This window comes from Streptomyces sp. NBC_00984, from assembly GCF_045162475.1.
In the GTDB taxonomy this organism is placed as follows: Bacteria; Actinomycetota; Actinomycetes; order Streptomycetales; family Streptomycetaceae; genus Streptomyces.
Genome location: NZ_CP108734.1, coordinates 3,602,353 through 3,620,380 on the forward strand (window position 1 = coordinate 3,602,353; position 18,028 = coordinate 3,620,380).

Below are 18,028 nucleotides of genomic sequence, written 5' to 3' on the forward strand. Positions count from 1 at the left end.
CATGAGGGTCCTGCCTTTCCTTCCCCTGACGCTGGGCCGGCTGTGTCCGTGCCCGGCCCGCCTGTCAACCGCTCTGCTGAAGGCCACCGCGCTGGAGCTGGTCGTTCTCGCCGGGCACGTGCTCCTCTACCCCACCGGCATCACGGGGGAACGACGGGCCACGCCACACCCGGCCGGACCGCACACCGCACCCCCCGGCGCCACCGCCACCGCCACCGCCCCGGCCGGAGCCTCTCCCCTCCCCGCCGAGGGCGACGAGCACCCCCCGGTCGTCCTTCTGCACGGCTTCATCGACAACCGTTCGGTCTTCGTGCTGTTGCGCCGCTCCCTCGCCCGGCACGGCCGACGTCACCTGGAATCGCTCAACTACTCACCACTGACCTGCGACATCCGCACGGCGGCCGAGTTGCTCGGGCGGCATGTCGAGGAGATCTGCGCACGCACCGGACACCACGAGGTCGACATCGTCGGACACAGCCTCGGCGGCCTGATCGCCCGCTACTACGTACAGCGACTGGGGGGTGACCAGCGGGTCCGCACCCTGGTCACCCTCGGCACACCACACGGTGGAACGGCCGTCGCCCCGCTGGCGAGCGCTCACCCCATCGTGCGGCAGATGCGTACGGGGTCCGCGCCGATCGAGGAGCTGCGCATGCCCGCGCCCGGCTGCCGTACCCGGTTCGTGAGCTTCTGGAGCGAGCTCGACCGGGTGATCGTCCCGGCCGAGGCGGCCTGCATCGACCATCCGGATCTCGACGCACAGAACGTACGCGTCACCGGGATCGGCCATCTCGCACTGCCGGTGCATCCGGCCGTCGCCGCCGCGGTCCGGCAGGCACTGGAATCCCGCGACCCGACGACCGAAACCATCGGAACCACAGGCACCGCAGGCACCACAGGCAAGGCAGGGGCCGCAGGGGCTGCATGAGCCGCACGGACCGGTGGAGACCCCACAAATAGAACGCGTTTCGAACATAGAGCCAAGGCTGTGTGCACAGTCCGTCGAAAGACGGCCGATTGCCCGTTTCCTGAGTTGCCCATGCCCGCCGAAGATTGTCGGCGTCACGTACCGCCGGGTACAGTCGCGGCCACTGCTCCCCCTGGGATCCCACCGCCGGAACCCAGAGCACAGGTCCTGCTGCCGAGGCGAGAGAGAAGTTGGTGAACGACCAGCACCCCCACGCCGGGTACGCCGGATACGACAGCGAAGCGACCGGCAACTTCGACAGCGATCCGCTCTTCGGCTCGCTCCCCGGCGGCCACGACGGCGCGTACGGCAGCGGCTACGGCGCCGGGCAGTCCGGATACAGCGGCCAGTACGACTCCACGCAGTGGGACACGGGTGCACACCCGACCACCTCGTACGACGCCTACTCCCCGTACGCCGCGCAGCCCCAGCAGCAGTACGAGGCGGGGCCGACGTACGAGACCACGGCCACCTGGACGCCCGCCGACTACGGCACGGAAGCGACCACGGCCACCACCACGTTCGCCGGCATCCCGGCCCAGGGCGGCGCCCCGGACACCACGGGTCAGTGGGACACCAGCGGCTGGCACACGAACGACCCGTGGGCCACGAGCGAAACGGCCGTATACGACAGCGGCGCGTACGACGCCACCGCCTGGAACACCGGCGCCACGCCCGAGCACGAGCAGCAAATCACGCAAACCGCGGAAACCGCACAGGTGTCGTACGAAGCGCCCCCGGCACACGAGGCGCACGGAACCTACGAGTCGTACGCCGACCTGGGCTCCTACGACCCCTACGAGCCCTATGTCAACGACAGCACGGACAGCGCGGTTGACCCGGGCGACGCAGATGACGCAGATGACTCGGGCGTCACAGGGCTCGCGGACGCCGCAGACGCCGCGCCCGGCTCGCGCCGCACCCTCAGCCGCCCCGCCACCCGCAACGGCGGAGGCAGCCGCAGCCGGCGGCGTTCCCCCGCGAAGCGTTCCGCACTCCTCACCGTCGCCATTCCCTCTGCCTGCGTGATGAGCGTGGCCGGAATCGCCGCGGCCTCCGTCGGCGGACTGGGCGGCGAGGACAAGAAGGACGACAACACCACCACGATGGCGGCGGCCGACCCCGACTCCGTCAAGCCGGTCGCGGCCAACAACAAGCTGGACACCCAGCTCGCCAACCTCAGCGCCGACGCCGAGAACTTCGCCGACCGCGCCAGCCGTACCCAGGAGCGCATCGACCTGCGGGAGCGGCAGGCCGCCGAGAAGAAGAAGCGCGAGGTGGAGGCCGCCCGCAAGGAGGCCCTGCGCCCCAAGTACGTCATGCCGGTCAAGCGGCACGGCCTCAGCGCGTACTTCGGCCAGGCGGGCGTCAACTGGATGTCCGTGCACACGGGCATCGACTTCCCCGTCCTGGAGGGCACGCCCGTGATGGCCGCGACGGACGGCACCGTGCGCACCCAGCTGAACAGCGCCTACGGGAACATGGCCATCGTCACCATGGCCGACGGGACCGAGACCTGGTACTGCCACCTCAGTGGCACCAAGATCCGCTCGGGCCCGGTCAAGGCCGGTGATGTCATCGCGTACTCGGGCGACACCGGGAACTCGACCGGCCCGCACCTGCACTTCGAGGTGCGCCCCGGTGGCGGACCGGCAGTGGACCCGCTGCCCTGGCTCCGCAGCCACGGCGTCAACCCGACCTGAGCCCAGCGGGGCGGGGGCCGCGGCCCCCGCCCACCCGCCGGCTCCGTCTACAGCTTCTCGACCGGCGCGTATCGCAGCAGCAGCTTCTTGGGCCGCTCGTCTCCGAAGTCGACCGTGGCCTTCGCCTGGTCCCCGACGCCCTCGACCGCCGTCACCGTGCCGAGCCCGAACTGGTCGTGCGTGACCCGGTCACCGACGGTCAGCGTGATCGTCGGCTTGTCCGAGGTCCGCCGGGTCGCGAAGCCCGAGGGTCCGGAGCGCGCACGCGACGCGGACAGCGACGACGTGATCCCCGAGGTCGGTCCGGCCGGAGCCGCCATCGGCCCGGTCCGCTTCCATTCCAGGTGCTGGTCCGGGATCTCCTCCAGGAACCGCGACGGCGGGTTGTACGAGGGCTGTCCCCACGCGCTGCGCATGGCGGCCCGGGTCAGATAGAGCCGCTCACGGGCCCGGGTGATGCCGACGTACGCGAGCCGCCGCTCCTCCTCCAGCTCCTTCACCTGGCCCAGCGCCCGCATGTGCGGGAAGACGCCATCCTCCATGCCGGTCAGGAAGACGACCGGGAATTCGAGGCCCTTCGCGGTGTGCAGCGTCATCAGCGTGATGACACCGGAGCCGTCCTCGTCCTCGTCGGGGATCTGGTCGGAGTCGGCGACGAGCGCGACCTTCTCCAGGAACTCGGCGAGCGTGCCCGTGCCCGTGGCCGCGGCCGCGCCCGTGCCCGCGTCCTCCTCGCCGGCCGCTCCCCGCTCCTGCTCGAATTCGAGGGCCACGGCGGCCAGTTCCTGAAGGTTCTCGATCCGGGTCTCGTCCTGCGGGTCGGTGGAGGCCTGCAGCTCGGCGAGGTAGCCGGTGCGCTCCAGGACGGCCTCCAGGACCACCGCGGGGCCCGCGCCCGACTCGACGATCGTGCGCAGCTCCTCCATCAGCGTGTTGAACCGCTTGACGGCGTTGGCCGACCGGGCCGCCATGCCGTACGCCTCGTCGACCCGGCGCAGCGCCTGCGGGAAGGTGATCTTCTCGCGCAGGGACAGCGCGTCGATCATCGCCTCGGCCCGGTCGCCGATGCCGCGCTTGGGCACATTGAGGATGCGGCGCAGCGGGACGGTGTCCTCCGGATTGGCGAGGACACGCAGGTAGGCCAGGATGTCCCGGACCTCCTTGCGCTCGTAGAAGCGCACGCCGCCGACGACCTTGTAGGGCAGGCCGACGCGGATGAAGATCTCTTCGAAGACACGGGACTGGGCGTTCGTACGGTAGAAGATCGCGACGTCGCCGGCCTTGGCGTCGCCCGCGTCGGTCAGCCGGTCGATCTCGTCGGCGACGAACTGCGCCTCGTCGTGCTCGGTGTCGGCGACGTAGCCGGTGATCCGGGCGCCGGTACCGGCGTTCGTCCAGAGGTTCTTGGGGCGGCGGCTCTCGTTGCGCTCGATGACCGCGTTGGCGGCGGACAGGATCGTCTGCGTGGAGCGGTAGTTCTGCTCCAGGAGGATCGTCGTCGCGTTCGGATAGTCCTCCTCGAACTGGAGGATGTTGCGGATGGTCGCGCCGCGGAAGGCGTAGATCGACTGGTCCGCGTCACCCACGACGCACAGCTCGGCCGGGGCGTCGCCCTCGCCCGCCGGGCCGACCAGCTCGCGTACGAGGGTGTACTGGGCGTGGTTGGTGTCCTGGTACTCGTCGACCAGGACGTGCCGGAAGCGGCGGCGGTAGTGCTCGGCGACGTCCGGGAACGCCTGGAGCAGGTGGACCGTCGTCATGATGATGTCGTCGAAGTCCAGCGCGTTGGCCTCGCGCAGCCGGGACTGGTACATCGCGTAGGCCTGGGCGAGCGTCTTCTCGAAGCCGTCCGCAGCCTGGCCGGCGAAGGTCTCCTCGTCGATCAGCTCGTTCTTCAGGTTGGAGACCTTGGCCGTGAACGACTTCGGCGGGAAGCGCTTCGGGTCGAGGTCGAGATCGCGGCAGACCAGGGCCATCAGCCGCTTGGAGTCGGCGGCGTCGTAGATCGAGAACGACGAGGTGAAACCGAGCCGCTTGGACTCGCGGCGCAGGATGCGTACGCACGCGCTGTGGAAGGTCATGACCCACATGGCGTTGGCGCGCGGCCCGACGAGCTGCTCGACCCGCTCCTTCATCTCGCCCGCGGCCTTGTTGGTGAAGGTGATCGCCAGGATCTGGCCGGGGTGCACCCCGCGCTCGGCGAGGAGGTGGGCGATCCGGTGGGTCAGCACCCGGGTCTTGCCCGAGCCGGCCCCGGCGACGATGAGCAGCGGGGATCCGGCGTGGACGACGGCGGCGCGCTGCTCGGTGTTCAGCCCGTCGAGGAGCGCCGCGGAGTCGATGACGGGGCGGTGCGCGCCGTCGCGGTAGTAGGCGTCCCTGGGCGGCGGGGGCCCGTCGAACACGCCCGCGAAGAGGTCCTCCGGCACCGCTTCGGGTGCGGAGTCCTCGGGGGGCGGCGGGGGCTCTTCCTCCGAGTGCTGGAGGCCGGCCAGGAAGCTGTCGTCAAAGAGGCTGCTCATCGCTTGTCGAGTCTAGGCCGCCGCACCGACACTCGGAGGCCGCATGACCAACCGCACACGACCGACGGCACACAAAGAGAGCGGGCACCCACCCCCCGTAAGGGAATCCGGCTACCGGCGCCCCGCTCCGGCAAGGTCACGAAAATGTATCGGGCATATCGAACATCAACCTTCACAGCGGCACCATGGGTTGGCTAGCGTGCTCGACCGGGCGGCCCGTACCCCCTTGAGGCGAACCACGCCGAGCGGGCGCCCCCGCCGAATCCGGGCTGCCCCCGCGGGAGTTCGGAACCGGGGACCCACACGCAGTACCGGGGTGAATCGGTCCTTATCCCCCACTCGGACCGTAGGGCAGCCTTCCGTTCCGCCCGAACCCGACAGCTAGGGCCTGTCCGGCGGATCAGGGTCGGACAGGGGCGCGGCGGCTGGTGCGGTGCATCGCAAGGCGCCGGAGCGTCCTAATAGCGGAGCTATTCGGACGTTTCGGCAACGCTGCGAGGTGCCGTGTCAGCCGCCGCGACCCCGGCCATGATCCGCCGGACAGGCCCTAGCCCGGTAGGCGGTCCACGGAAGGAGATGCCGGCCTTGGCGTCGCATCGCAAACCGCGCACCCGGGTGCGCACCACCGCACCGGCCGTCGGGCTCACCACGGCGGCCCTGGCGTCCGTGACCCTGCTCTCCACGCAGAGCGCCATGGCCGCCCCGGATCCGAAGCCCGGCGTCGAGGACGTCCAGAAGAAGGTCGACGACCTCTACCGGCAGGCGGGCACCGCGACCCAGCAGTACAACCAGGCGAAGGAAGCCTCCGCCGCCCAGCGCGCCAAGGTCGACGCCCTGCTGAACGACGTCGCGAAGCGCGCCGACAAGCTCAACGACGCGCGCAGGACGCTCGGCACCTACGCGGCCGCGCAGTACCGCAGCGGCTCCATCACGCCGAGCGCCACGTTCTTCCTGGCCGACGACCCGCAGTCGTACTTCGACCAGAGCCAGTTGATGGACCGGATGACCAGCCGGCAGCAGAAGGCGATCACGGACTTCCGTACGCAGCAGGCCAAGGCGTCGACGAAGCGCGCCGAAGCGGTGCGGAGCCTGGAGACGCTGACGACGACGCAGACCACACTGCGCACCAGCAAGCAGAACGTCCAGAAGAAGCTGGGCGAGGCGCGCACGCTGCTGTCGAAGCTGACCGCCGAGGAGAAGGCGCGGCTCGCGGCGATCGAGCGCAAGAAGGAGGCGGAGGCCAGGCGCAAGGCGCAGGAGCTGGCGAAGCGGCAGGCCGCCGCGAAGGCCGAGGCCGACCGCAAGGCCGAGGAGGCCGCGAAGGGGTCGGGGGGCGGTACGGGGACGGGCACCGGGACCGGCTCGGACAGCAGCGCCACCACCAAGGCGGAGAAGGTCCTCGCCTTCGCCAGGGCCCAGCTGGGCAAGCCGTACGTCTGGGGCGCGACGGGCCCGGCGTCGTACGACTGCTCCGGACTCACCCAGGCGGCGTGGAAGTCCGCGGGCGTGGACATCCCGCGGACCACGTGGGACCAGGTCAAGATCGGTACCCGGGTCGCCACGGCGGATCTGCGGCCGGGGGACCTCGTCTTCTTCTACGACGACATCAGCCACGTCGGCATCTACAAGGGCGACGGGATGATGATCCACGCGCCGAAGCCCGGGGCGAACGTGCGCGAGGAGTCGATCTACTACATGCCGATCTACGGCAGCGTGCGGCCGGCGTAGCGGCTCGCACCGTCACCCCCGGCCGTCGGACGGCCGGGGGCCGGGGGCCGGGGGCCGCACGGCGGGATCAGGTCCAGAGCGTGGCGATGAAGATGTTGAGCATCGTCAGCCCGCCCACCGCCGCGAAGGCGCCCTTGTCGGCCTTCTCGTCGTCCCGCTTGATGTAGACGAGCGCGAGGACGACGACCAGGACCAGCAGCTTGACGCCGATCTTGATGTTGTTCACGTGGTTGCCGTCGGCCTCGTTCAGCCCGACCAGCGCGACACCGGTGACCAGCATGGTCAGCGCACCGTGCAGCATCGCCGGGACGAACCGGGCCGTGCCCGCGCCCATCGCCTTCACCTGGGTCAGGAAACCGCCCAGCAGGGAGGCGATACCGATGATGTGCAGGGCGACGAAGACATGAATGAGTACGTCCATGAGGCCGCAGCCTAGCCCTGGCCATATCACCACTCGACAGGCAGGTACACCTTCCCGACCACTTCGCTCGCGCCTGCACCAATTGCCTTACTCTGGTGCAATTTTTCCGATCACTGGACGACATTGCCACGCCAAATTCAGACAATAAGCGTCATTACGACTCCTGCCCGTGCCCCGGGTTTAGCGTCCCTGATCAGGTGACCGGCTTCACCGCTGCTCCGTACGCGGACGGCGCACCGGTCGCCCCGCCGAGAGATCGGGCGGGCCCGCCGGTAGCCCCCGGCGGGCAGTCGTCAGGAAGGACGCACGCCCTCGTGGCAGCGCATCGAAAACCCAAGCAGCGCCCGTACACCGGCCCTGCTGCCCGCACCGCGGCAACCCTCGCCTTCGCCGGGGCCGCCACCGCCGCGGTACTGCCCGGACCGGCACACGCCGATCCGCAGCGCACCCCCGCCCAGGTCAAGGCCGAGGTCGACCGGCTGTACCACGACGCGGAGGTCGCCACCGAGCAGTACAACGGCGCGAAGGAGAAGGCCGCCGCCGCGGAGGACGCCGTCGACACCCTGCGCGACGAGGCCGCCCGCAGGACCGAGCGCCTCAACGCCTCGCGCGACGCGCTGGGTTCGTTCGCCGCCGCGCAGTACCGCACCGGCGGCCTCGGCACGTCCGTGCAGCTGGCGCTCTCCTCCGATCCCGACCAGTACCTGGAGCGGGCGTCGTACGTGGACCGGATCGGCGACCGCCAGGCCGCCGCGCTCAACAAGGTCCGGCGGCAGGTCGCCCGGATCGCCACACTGCGCTCGCAGGCCAAGGGAGAGCTGGCCGCACTGGCCGCCCGCCGGGCCGAACTGAAGAAGCACAAGGCGACGATCACGGCCAAGCTGGCCGACGCGCAGCGGCTCCTCGACCGGCTGAGCCCGCCCGAGCGCACCGCCTACGAGAACTCCGACCACGGATCGGCCGACGGCGCGCGTGCCGACCGGAGCACCGCGCGCGGCTCCGTCCGGGCGCCGAACGCCCGCGCCGCCGAGGCCGTCGCGTTCGCGTACGGGGCGCTCGGCAGGCCGTACGTCTGGGGCGCCACGGGCCCCTCCTCGTTCGACTGCTCCGGGCTCACCCAGGCCGCCTGGCGCTCCGCCGGTGTCTCGCTCCCGCGGACCACGTACACCCAGATCAACGCCGGCCGGCGCGTCTCCCGCTCCGAACTCGCCCCGGGCGACCTGGTGTTCTTCTACTCCGGCATCAGCCACGTCGGGCTCTACATCGGCAACGGCCAGATGATCCACGCTCCGCGCCCCGGAGCACCGGTCCGGATCGCGCCGGTCAACCACATGCCCTTCGCCGGGGCCACCCGGGTGGCATAGGCTCCCGTCTCCGATCCGGAGCAACCCGCCATCGGAGCTACCGCCTTCGGGCCGGACCGCCCTCGGACCGGCCCGCCGTCGCCCAACCGGCCGGAGGACAACCCCTCATGCCCATGGACACCGATGTCCAGAACCATGCCCGTACGCTCGCCCAGCGCTCCCCGGACCACCTCCGGGTCGGGCCCTTCACCGTGCGGTACAACCCCAACTGGTCGAACAAGTACGCCAATTACGCCATACCCGACCGGGACGCCGAGCCGACGGCCGAGGACCTCGACGCGCTGATCGCGGCGTTCCGCGAACACGACCGGCTGCCCCGGCTGGAGTTCCTGCCCGGCTCGGCGCCCGCGGTCGAACCCGCGCTGCTCGCCGCCGGGTTCACCGTCGAGAACCGGGCCCCGGTCATGGCCTGCGCGCCGGGCGACCTGCTGCCGCCGAAGCCTGTGGACTCCCTCACGATCGCCGAACCGGCCACCGAAGCGGAGTTCGCCGCCGCCGCGCTCGTCCAGCACCACGGATACGGCGAGACCGGCGAGCCCGAGGACGGCGTGGCGGAATGGCTGCGCACCGCGGCCCGGGGCGGCGGCGTCGCGGCCCTCGCCACGGTCGACGGCGTACCGGCGGGCGCGGGCGGCTGCTCCGTCCCGGTCGACGGCCTGACCGAACTGGCCGGTCTCGCCGTCGCCGACGCCTACCGCCGCCGCGGCATCGGCGCCGCGCTCTCCGCCCACCTGACCGCGACCGCCTTCGAGCGCGGCTGCCGGGTGGTGTGGCTGGAGCCGGGCGACGCCGATGTGGAGCGGATCTACGCGGGCATCGGCTACCGCAGGGTCGACGAGAAGCTGAACATCTCGCTCGACCCGACCTGACGCGCCCGCCGCCCGCCGACGGGCCGACGGGCCGAACCCGCAGGCAGGCCGAGCCCGTCGGCGGGCTCAGACCAGCCGTCGGGCGGTGGCCCACCGGGTCAGCTCGTGGCGGTTGGACAGCTGGAGCTTGCGCAGCACCGCCGAGACATGGGACTCGACCGTCTTCACCGAGATGAACAGCTGCTTGGCGATCTCCTTGTACGCGTAGCCACGGGCGATCAGCCGCAGCACCTCGCGCTCGCGCTGGGTCAGCCGGTCCAGGTCCTCGTCGACCGGCGGCGCGTCCGTGGAGGCGAAGGCGTCGAGGACGAAGCCGGCCAGCCGGGGCGAGAACACCGCGTCGCCGTCCTGGACCCGGAAGACCGAGTCCACCAGGTCGGCGCCGGTGATGGTCTTGGTGACATAGCCGCGGGCACCGCCGCGGATGACACCGATGACGTCCTCGGCGGCGTCCGACACGGACAGCGCCAGGAACCGCACCGGGTTCTCGACGGCCCCCATCAGCGGGGCGCAGCGGCGCAGCACCTCGACGCCGCCGCCGCCGGGCAGGTGGACGTCGAGGAGGACGACCTCGGGGCGGGTCGCCGTGATGACGTTGACCGCCTGGTCGACGTCGGCGGCCTCGCCGACCACCTCGACGCCGGTCTCCTCGGTGCGGCCGATCTCGGCCTGGACGCCGGTGCGGAACATCCGGTGGTCGTCGACGAGCACGACCCGTACCCGGCGCTCCGGGCCCCCGGCCGCCGCCTCAGTGGTCTTGGTCATCGCTCGCCCTCTCCATCTCCAGCTCGACTTCCGTGCCCCCGCCGGGCACCGGACGCAGCCGCGCCGTGCCGCCGTTGCGCTGCATCCGGCCGATGATTGATTCTCGTACGCCCATTCTGTCCCCCGGTACGGAGTCCAGGTCGAAACCCGGCCCCCGGTCGCGCACCGAGACGAAGACCGTGCGGCCCTCCACCTCCGCGTAGACCTGCACGGCGCCGCCCTCGCCACCGTACTTGGCGGCGTTCACCATCGCTTCGCGTGCGGCCTGCATCTGTGCGGTCAGCTTCTCGTCCAGCGGACAGTCGCCGACGACGACGACCTCCAGCGGGACGCCGTGCTTGTCCTCGACCTCGGCGGCGGCGCGCTTGACCGCTTCGGCGAGGGTCTCGGGTTCGTCGTCCTCGTCCTTGCCGGTGCCCTCGGGGTTGTACAGCCAGTTGCGCAGCTCCCGTTCCTGGGCGCGGGCGAGCCTGCGGACCTCGCCCGGGTCCTCCGCGTTGCGCTGGATCAGGGTGAGGGTGTGCAGCACCGAGTCGTGGACATGGGCGGCCACCTCGGCGCGCTCCTGCGCCCGGATGCGCATCGTGCGTTCCTCGGAGAGGTCCTGGGTCATGCGGACGAGATAGGGGCCGGCCAGCAGCGCGATGCCGGTGAGGACGGCGATGGCCGCGGTCAGGACGTTGCCGAGCTGGGCCGCGGAGCCGCGTACCACCATGAAGACGGCCAGGCCCAGGCCGACCAGGGCAACCCCGGCGAGCCCCCGGGCCAGATGCAGGACCCTGCGCCGGCTGCCGACCTCCATCCAGCGGGCGCGCCGGGCGTTGTCGGCCTGCCGCCACACCAGTACGGAACCGGCGCCGATCAGCAGCGTGGGCCAGATGTAGCGGTTGGCCCCGCTGCCCATGTCGACGTTGCCGACGAAGATCATGGCGCCGAAGACCAGCGCGATCAGGGCGAAGATCTGGCCCTTGTCGGGCTTGCGGAGCCGGCGCCCGCCGTCCGGGGCGGTCTCGAAGACCGAGCGCGGTGCCTCGACGCCGCCGACGCCGAGCGGGACGACGATCCAGAACACGGCGTAGAGCAGCGCGCCGAGGCCGTCCGCGAAGAACAGGCCGAGGAAGACGAACCGCACCCAGACGACGGGCAGTCCGAGATGCCCGGCCAGACCGCGCGCGACGCCGCCCAGCAGCCGTCCGTCGGCGCTGCGGTACAGCTTGCGCAGCGGTGGCTCCTCCGGTTCTGCGTTGCGGGAGCTGGTGGCTCGGGTCGTGGCGGCTGACATGCCCCGATCGTCACATGTCCGTGCGGGTGGCGGCATCAGGGTCGGCCCCCTAATCGACCCTGAGAGCACGGGCCCGGGGCGAGGGCCTGTCCGGCGGATCGAGGCCGGGCCTCAGGGGCCCGGCCGGCCAATATCAGGGATCGGCCAGGGTCGCCGCGGGTCCCGGACGGGCTCGCGGCCCGTCACCATGGAGCCATGACCGTTCCCCAGGACGCCTCCCCCGGTGTCGCTCCGCCCCCCGAACCGGCGCCTCTGCTGCGGCGCAGCCCGCAGCACAAGGTCGTGGCCGGGGTGTGCGGCGGGCTCGGCCGGTACTGCGACGTCGATCCGGTGATCTTCCGGATCGTGCTCGGTGTGCTGTCCGTGACCGGCGGCATCGGGCTGATCTTCTACGGCTTCGCCTGGCTGCTGGTCCCCGTGGACGGCGAGGAGGAGAACGAGGCGCGCAGGCTGCTGTCCGGCCGGGTGGAGGGGGCCTCGCTGATCGCGGTGCTGCTCGCGCTGATCGGCTGCGGTCTCTTCCTCTCCATGCTGGGCAACGGCGGCACGCTGGCGTTCTCCGCGATGCTGTCGCTCGCGGTCGTCGGCTTCGCCGTATGGACGCAGCACCGCAGGACCGCGGCGCCCGAGGACCCGCTGCATCCGGCCACCGCACAGGCCGTGGCGGACGCGCCCCCCGAGGTGAAGGCGCCGCCGTCGCCGGGCAGCCCGTCGTGGTGGCGGGACCCGATCGTCAAGGACGGAACGACGGGGCCGGTGGGCGCGGGCTATCTGTGGGGTCCGGCCGACGCTGTGCTCCCGCCCCGCGCGCCGAGCCCCGCGGGCGCCGCGCCGAAGGATCCGTTCCGCGCGCCCCGGCAGGAGGCCGGCACCAGGGGCCCGACCTCGATCGGCGGCGTGGTGTTCCTGTTCGCGCTGATCGCGGGAGGTCTGGGCACGGGGCTGAGCTGGGAGTCCCAGCCGTTCGGTACGAGTCTGCAGTTCGGCCTGGCCGGTGCGCTCGCGGTGTTCGGGCTCGGGATGCTGGTCAGCTCGTTCCTGGGCCGGACGGGGTTCGGCACGGTCATGCTGGCGATGATCACGGCCGCCCTGCTGGCGGGCGCGTCCGCGCTGCCCAAGAACATCACCACCCAGTGGGTGCGCGAGGGGTGGCGGCCCACCTCGGTGGCGGCGGTCCAGCCGCACTACCGGCTGGGCACGGGGGTGGCACGGCTGGACCTCACCGGGATCACGGTCCCGCGGGGCGACACCGTCGCGACGGAGGTGAACGTCGGGGCGGGCCGCGCCGTCGTCGTCGTACCGAAGGACGTGACGGTGAAGGTGGACGCGCGGGCGGGCGTCGGCGACATCACGCTGCCGGTCAGCCGACCGGGCGAGACCCTGTTCGGGGGGCCGCGCGAGGTGGACGTCGACGCCGAGCAGCGGGAACACCGGACGCTTCCGCCGCCCCCGGGCGGCAAACCGGCCGGAACGGTCGAGCTCACTCTCGAAGTCGGCATCGGACAGGTGGAGGTCACCCGTGCTGCGTCATGAGATCCGTCCCGGACGGGCGGTGGCGGGCGTGGTCATGCTCGCGCTGGCGGCGGGATACGCGGCGGACGCCGCGGGCGCCTGGGACGCCCCGTGGGTCTTCTTCTTCTCGCTGTTCTTCGGCGGCCTCTGGCTGGCCGCCACCGCGACCTGGGTGAACTACCTGATCCGTCGCCGTCGTGACGCGAGAAGGGCGTCCACGGAGAACGCCGCGCCCCCACCGAGCACCAGCGGCAGCCAGGCCATGAGGTAGGCCAGGTCGTTGCCGAAGTAGTACGGCGTGACCTGCCAGCTCACGGTCAGCCACAGGCTCAGCGAGATCAGCGCCCCGCCGAGCGCGGCGAGCCGGGTCCAGAGCCCGAAGAAGGTGCCGAGGCCGACGGCGAGCTCACCGATGGCGATGGCGTACCCGAAGGCTCCGGGGCTCTTCAGCGCGAGGTCGACGAGGGCCGGGATCGCGGACGAGTCGCGTACCGCGTGCATGGTCTCGCCGATGGAGTCGGGGCCGCTCGCCCGGAAGAAGGCACTGTCCGTCAGCTTGTCGAGCCCGGCGTAGATGAAGGTGACGCCGAGGAAGATCCGCAGGGGCAGCAGGGCATGCTCCCGCGCCACGTCCTTGAGCCCTCTCGACTCGCCCAGACCGCGTACGTTCGTGCCGTATCCCTGCATGTGGCTGTCCCACCTTCCGTAGACCCGTCACCAGACCATACGTACGCGGGGAACGCGCTGCTCACCCGGCGGGTCGTCCGGCCCGGTACCCGCCGTTCCCCCGGGTGGTCCCGGGCCCCGGCGGTCAGTCCGTCACGTCGATCTCGACCCGGTTCGTCTCCACTCCGGCGGCGGTCACGACCTGCACCTCCACCAGCCCCGGCTCGACCTCCACCGGAACCGGCACGGTCAGGACGCCGTCCGTCGGGTTGGCGAAGCCGCCGGTGACCGGGATCAGCGGCACATGCACATGGACCCGGCCGATGCGGACGACCATGCGGGCCAGCCGGTCCGGTGTCCCGGCGCCGGGCGGCACGAAGCCCGCGCCCCGGATCTCGATGTCGTCGCCGGTACGGACCGGCGCGTCCAGGTCCCCGGCCTCGCGGGCCCGGACCACCGAGAGGATCACCGGACGCCCGCCCTCCGCGTACTTCCCGGCGAAATAGGCGAGCGCCGAGACGGTGACCAGCAGCGCCAGGCCCCAGGGCAGGTCCGGCAGCTGCTCGGGCCGGCGGGCCAGGCGGACCGCGGCGAACAGCACGGCGACGGTGCTCACCAGCACGTACTGCACATCCGTGAAGCTGCCCCGCCCGGAGTCGTCGGTGAGCAGGTCGGCGGCGCGCGGCCGGTCGGCCCGCAGCTTCTGGAGGCGCCCCGACAGGGCCCGTACGGTCACCACCCGGCGTACGACGACGGCGACGGCGCACACCAGCGCGAGCACGGTCACCACGCCGGCGCCCCGGGCCAGGTCCAGCCCCTCGATCAGCGCGTCGCGCTCGGCGTGACCGGAGGCTCCCGCCAGCTGGAGCGCCAGGACGAGTACGGAGAAGACGGCGAGCAGCACCCAGGAGACGGCGACCGCCCGGGAGGTGGAGAGCCGGTTGTCCTCGCCGATCAGCGGGGCGAGGAGGCCGCCGCGGGCCCGGTGGACATGGGCGGCGCCGGTCAGCAGGCCGGCGGTGACGAGTCCGGCGACCAGCCCCGCCGTACGGGCGTTGGTCCAGCCCGCGCCGATGGCGGTGGCGGCCTCGCCGATGATCAGCAGGGCGACGCTGCCCCACACCACGATCAGGGTGCGCTGCCACACCCGGTACAGCCAGGCGTCGCCCGCCTCCCGGCCCCGTTCGGCGACGGTCCTGGCGGACTGGGTCAGCTCGTCCGAGACCCACTGTCGGGTCGCCGACACGGACTGCGCGACCCCGGGCGGCAGCCCCTGGCCCGCGGCGAGTTCGTCCCGCTTGGCCAGGAACGCGGCCACCGCGCGCCGGTGGCCCTCGCGCGCCCCGTGCGGGCAGTCGCCGCACGTGCAGCCGCCCCCGTGCGTGCTGCTCGCCCTCGCCTCGTCCAACGCCACTGAGAACGCCGCCCTTTCAAGCCCCGGTACAGCCAACTCGGCTGCTATTGCAGCGAATTGTGCCGTACGACAGGGCCGCGGACCGCATCGGGGCGGTCCGTCGGCGCGTATCGTCAGAATGTGCGACTGATCCGGCGCCACAGGGGCTGGTAGTTGATCCATGCCACCAGGTCGCTGCCCAGCTGGTCACGGGTGGCGACCGCGTCCCGGTGCTCGATCAGCACCGGTTTCCCGGCGGCCCGCGCGGCCAGTTGCACCTGGCAGGAGCGCTCCAGCGCGATGAACCACCAGGCGGCCGCGTCCACCGAGTCGCCGACGGTCAGCAGCCCGTGGTTGCGCAGCACGATCGCCTTGTGCCCGCCGAGCGCGGCGGCGATCCGGCGCCCCTCGTCCTCGTCGACGACGACCCCGGTGTACGCGTCGTACAGGACTGCGTCCTCGTAGAAGGCGCAGGAATCCTGGGTGATCGGCTCGATGAGCTCGCCGAGCGCGGACAGGGCCCGCCCGTGCACGGAGTGGGTGTGCGCGACGGCGACGACGTCCGGGCGGGCGCGGTGCACCTGCGCGTGGACGGCGAAGGCGGCCTGATTGACGTGGTGGCGCCCCTCGACGACCTGCCCCTCGCCGTTGGCCAGGATCAGCTCGTCCGGCGTGAGCCCGTCGAACGGGGCCCCGAAGGGGTTGACCCAGAAACAGTCGGTGAACTCCGGGTCCCGTGCGGTGATGTGGCCGGAGACGCCGTCCTCGTACCCGTACTCCCCGAACAGCCGGAGCGCCCCGGCCAGTCGTTCCTTGCGGTATGCGCGCTCGTCGGCCACGGATTCGTGGACGGGCGGCATCGCGAAGTGGAGCTGGTCCACGGGTATGGGTGTGGGCTCGGACATGGCGGCTCCTCGGGGCTCCCAGGGCGTACGTGCGCAGGCGCACGGGACCGGAAGTTACCGCCGGTTGCCGCAAGTGGCCAGGGTGTCGGGAAGGCTGCCCGCCTGTTTCTACGCCCGGCGGCCGTAGTCCTTGGTGAGGTCGACGTCCAGCTCCTCAGGAGATGCGCCGGCAGGCCGTTCTCCAGGAGTCACGTGGTCCGCATGGGAAACCTGGTCCGCGGACTCATGAAGACAAGAATCCGGCCCGCCCAGCTCATACGACGATGCCGCCGCCCAAACGAATGAGCGACGGCATCGGCATTGACCTCGCGGGAGGGGTCACTCCCACTCGATGGTGCCCGGCGGCTTGCTCGTCACGTCGAGCACGACGCGGTTGACGTCGGCGACCTCGTTGGTGATGCGGGTCGAGATCCGGGCGAGCGTCTCGTACGGCAGGCGCGACCAGTCGGCCGTCATGGCGTCCTCGGAGGAGACCGGGCGCAGGACGATCGGGTGGCCGTAGGTGCGGCCGTCGCCCTGGACGCCGACCGAGCGGACGTCGGCGAGCAGGACCACCGGGCACTGCCAGATGTCGCGGTCCAGGCCGGCCGCGGTCAGCTCCTCGCGGGCGATGGCGTCGGCCTCGCGGAGCAGGTCGAGCCGCTCCTTGGTGACCTCGCCGACGATACGGATGCCGAGGCCGGGGCCGGGGAACGGCTGGCGCTGGACGATCTCGTCCGGCAGGCCGAGCTCCTGGCCGACCATCCGGACCTCGTCCTTGAACAGCTGGCGCAGCGGCTCGACGAGCTGGAACTCGATGTCCTCGGGGAGGCCGCCCACGTTGTGGTGCGACTTGATGTTGGCGGTGCCGGTGCCGCCGCCGGACTCGACGACGTCCGGGTACAGCGTGCCCTGGACGAGGAAGGCGACTTCCTCGCCGCCGGCGGCGCCCTCGGCGACGATCTCGGCCTGGGCCTGCTCGAAGACACGGATGAACTCGCGGCCGATGATCTTCCGCTTCTGCTCGGGGTCGGAGACCCCGGCCAGCGCGGCCAGGAAGCGCTCCTCGGCGTCGACGACCTTCAGCTGGACTCCGGTGGAGGCCACGAAGTCCTTCTCGACCTGCTCGCTCTCACCCTTGCGCATCAGACCGTGGTCCACGTACACGCAGGTCAGCTGGGAGCCGATGGCCTTCTGCACGAGGGCCGCGGCGACCGCGGAGTCCACCCCGCCGGACAGACCGCAGATGGCGCGCTTGGTGCCGACCTGCTCGCGGATCAGCGCGATCTGCTCCTCGACCACATTGGTCGTGGTCCAGGTCGGCTCGATGCCGGCGCCGCGGTAGAGGAAGTGCTCCAGGACCTGCTGGCCGTGCGTGGAGTGCAGGACCTCGGGGTGGTACTGGACGCCGTAGAGCTTCTTCTCGTCGTTCTCGAAGGCGGCGACCGGCACGACGTCCGTGGACGCGGTGACGGTGAAGCCCTCGGGGGCGGCGGAACAGGCGTCGCCGTGCGACATCCAGACCGACTGCTCGGCGGGGGTGCCCTCGAAGAGCGTGGAGCCGGTCTTGGAGACGGTGAGCGGGGTACGGCCGTACTCACGGGCACCGTTGTCGTCGACGGTGCCGCCGAGCGTGGTTGCCATCAGCTGGAAGCCGTAGCACATGCCGAAGACCGGGACCCCGGCCTCGAACAGCGCACGGTCGAGGGAGGGCGCGCCCTCGGCGTACACCGAGGAGGGGCCGCCGGACAGGATGATCGCCCGGGGGTTCTTGGCCAGCATCTCGGCCACCGGCATGGTGGACGGGACGATCTCGCTGTAGACCCGGGCCTCACGGACGCGTCGGGCGATGAGCTGGGCGTACTGCGCGCCGAAGTCGACAACGAGAACCACGTCGGTGGTGGTGTCGGGGGCGGCGGGGGGTGCTGCTGGCACGGGCGGCCTTCCGGCGG

General features: G+C 71.5%; 15 protein-coding genes and 1 riboswitch. Of the genes, 6 read left to right on the forward strand and 9 right to left on the reverse strand.

The genetic code is table 11. The features are described 5' to 3' along the window. Position 1: 1 nt before the first annotated feature. Positions 2 to 928, forward strand: coding sequence for an esterase/lipase family protein (locus tag OG520_RS15600; RefSeq protein ID WP_406013575.1), 927 nt, complete (start codon positions 2 to 4; stop codon positions 926 to 928). A 233-nt stretch (positions 929 to 1,161) separates the two neighbouring features. Continuing rightward, a complete protein-coding gene (locus OG520_RS15605) occupies positions 1,162 to 2,670 on the forward strand; it encodes a M23 family metallopeptidase (RefSeq protein ID WP_406013576.1) in 1,509 nt (502 codons plus the stop codon). 47 nt (positions 2,671 to 2,717) lie between these two features. On the opposite strand, the gene pcrA is transcribed toward OG520_RS15605, so the two are convergent. Then, entirely contained in the window at positions 2,718 to 5,192 is a 2,475-nt protein-coding gene (gene pcrA, locus OG520_RS15610; protein ID WP_406013577.1) for a DNA helicase PcrA, read from the reverse strand. Positions 5,193 to 5,438: 246 nt separating this feature from the next. Then, positions 5,439 to 5,605, forward strand: a riboswitch (cyclic di-AMP (ydaO/yuaA leader). Between the two features lie 163 nt (positions 5,606 to 5,768). Here pcrA and OG520_RS15615 point away from each other — a divergent pair. Further along, positions 5,769 to 6,920: an NlpC/P60 family protein gene (locus OG520_RS15615; protein ID WP_406013578.1), complete on the forward strand. Its 1,152-nt coding sequence runs from the start codon at positions 5,769 to 5,771 to the stop codon at positions 6,918 to 6,920. A 67-nt stretch (positions 6,921 to 6,987) separates the two neighbouring features. Here the strand turns inward: OG520_RS15615 and OG520_RS15620 are convergent, their stop codons facing one another. Continuing rightward, positions 6,988 to 7,341 (reverse strand): hypothetical protein, encoded by a 354-nt coding sequence (locus OG520_RS15620; protein ID WP_406013579.1) that lies wholly within the window; start codon positions 7,339 to 7,341, stop codon positions 6,988 to 6,990. 314 nt (positions 7,342 to 7,655) lie between these two features. On the opposite strand from OG520_RS15620, the gene OG520_RS15625 reads away from it, so the two are divergent. Continuing rightward, positions 7,656 to 8,705: an NlpC/P60 family protein gene (locus OG520_RS15625; RefSeq protein WP_406013580.1), complete on the forward strand. Its 1,050-nt coding sequence runs from the start codon at positions 7,656 to 7,658 to the stop codon at positions 8,703 to 8,705. 107 nt (positions 8,706 to 8,812) lie between these two features. Next, positions 8,813 to 9,574 carry a GNAT family N-acetyltransferase gene (locus tag OG520_RS15630; protein WP_406013581.1) on the forward strand — a complete coding sequence of 254 codons (762 nt, stop codon included), beginning with the start codon at positions 8,813 to 8,815 and terminating at the stop codon, positions 9,572 to 9,574. Between the two features lie 66 nt (positions 9,575 to 9,640). Here OG520_RS15630 and OG520_RS15635 read toward each other — a convergent pair whose 3' ends face one another. Together OG520_RS15635 and OG520_RS15640 are read right to left on the reverse strand one after the other, a co-directional pair. Beyond that, on the reverse strand, positions 9,641 to 10,339 hold the full coding sequence (locus OG520_RS15635) for a LuxR C-terminal-related transcriptional regulator (RefSeq protein ID WP_399327253.1): 699 nt from the start codon (positions 10,337 to 10,339) through the stop codon (positions 9,641 to 9,643). After that, complete coding sequence (locus tag OG520_RS15640; RefSeq protein ID WP_385325143.1) at positions 10,323 to 11,621, reverse strand: PspC domain-containing protein; 1,299 nt, start codon at positions 11,619 to 11,621, stop codon at positions 10,323 to 10,325. Before OG520_RS15640 ends, OG520_RS15635 begins: the two co-directional genes overlap by 17 nt. 195 nt (positions 11,622 to 11,816) lie before the next feature. Between OG520_RS15640 and OG520_RS15645 the strand changes: the two genes are divergently transcribed. Continuing rightward, a complete protein-coding gene (locus tag OG520_RS15645) occupies positions 11,817 to 13,154 on the forward strand; it encodes a PspC domain-containing protein (protein WP_406013582.1) in 1,338 nt (445 codons plus the stop codon). On the opposite strand, the gene OG520_RS15650 is transcribed toward OG520_RS15645, so the two are convergent. From OG520_RS15650 to guaA, 5 genes are all read right to left on the reverse strand, one after another. Continuing rightward, positions 13,149 to 13,295, reverse strand: a complete 147-nt coding sequence (locus tag OG520_RS15650) for a hypothetical protein (RefSeq protein WP_323180084.1) — start codon at positions 13,293 to 13,295, stop codon at positions 13,149 to 13,151. The two genes, OG520_RS15645 and OG520_RS15650, sit on opposite strands and share 6 nt — an antisense overlap. A 15-nt stretch (positions 13,296 to 13,310) precedes the next feature. Continuing rightward, the gene (locus OG520_RS15655) at positions 13,311 to 13,820 is read right to left on the reverse strand and encodes a DoxX family protein (protein WP_406013583.1); all 510 of its coding nucleotides are present in this window, start codon (positions 13,818 to 13,820) and stop codon (positions 13,311 to 13,313) included. A 124-nt stretch (positions 13,821 to 13,944) separates the two neighbouring features. After that, positions 13,945 to 15,213, reverse strand: a complete 1,269-nt coding sequence (locus OG520_RS15660; RefSeq protein ID WP_406013584.1) for a hypothetical protein — start codon at positions 15,211 to 15,213, stop codon at positions 13,945 to 13,947. A 113-nt stretch (positions 15,214 to 15,326) separates the two neighbouring features. Continuing rightward, positions 15,327 to 16,097, reverse strand: coding sequence for a class II aldolase/adducin family protein (locus OG520_RS15665; RefSeq protein ID WP_406013585.1), 771 nt, complete (start codon positions 16,095 to 16,097; stop codon positions 15,327 to 15,329). Positions 16,098 to 16,415: 318 nt separating this feature from the next. After that, positions 16,416 to 18,011: a glutamine-hydrolyzing GMP synthase gene (gene guaA, locus OG520_RS15670; protein ID WP_406013586.1), complete on the reverse strand. Its 1,596-nt coding sequence runs from the start codon at positions 18,009 to 18,011 to the stop codon at positions 16,416 to 16,418. Positions 18,012 to 18,028: the final 17 nt, after the last annotated feature.

Bases quoted from the DNA above. Each gene is read 5' to 3' on its own strand.
- OG520_RS15640 (WP_385325143.1), bottom strand. From the start codon at position 11,621: ATGTCAGCCGCCACGACCCGAGCCACCAGCTCCCGCAACGCAGAACCG.
- OG520_RS15630 (WP_406013581.1), top strand. From the start codon at position 8,813: ATGCCCATGGACACCGATGTCCAGAACCATGCCCGTACGCTCGCCCAG.
- OG520_RS15615 (WP_406013578.1), top strand. From the start codon at position 5,769: ATGCCGGCCTTGGCGTCGCATCGCAAACCGCGCACCCGGGTGCGCACC.
- OG520_RS15665 (WP_406013585.1), bottom strand. From the start codon at position 16,097: ATGTCCGAGCCCACACCCATACCCGTGGACCAGCTCCACTTCGCGATG.
- OG520_RS15635 (WP_399327253.1), bottom strand. From the start codon at position 10,339: ATGACCAAGACCACTGAGGCGGCGGCCGGGGGCCCGGAGCGCCGGGTA.
- OG520_RS15600 (WP_406013575.1), top strand. From the start codon at position 2: ATGAGGGTCCTGCCTTTCCTTCCCCTGACGCTGGGCCGGCTGTGTCCG.
- OG520_RS15645 (WP_406013582.1), top strand. From the start codon at position 11,817: ATGACCGTTCCCCAGGACGCCTCCCCCGGTGTCGCTCCGCCCCCCGAA.
- OG520_RS15655 (WP_406013583.1), bottom strand. From the start codon at position 13,820: ATGCAGGGATACGGCACGAACGTACGCGGTCTGGGCGAGTCGAGAGGG.
- pcrA (WP_406013577.1), bottom strand. From the start codon at position 5,192: ATGAGCAGCCTCTTTGACGACAGCTTCCTGGCCGGCCTCCAGCACTCG.
- OG520_RS15620 (WP_406013579.1), bottom strand. From the start codon at position 7,341: ATGGACGTACTCATTCATGTCTTCGTCGCCCTGCACATCATCGGTATC.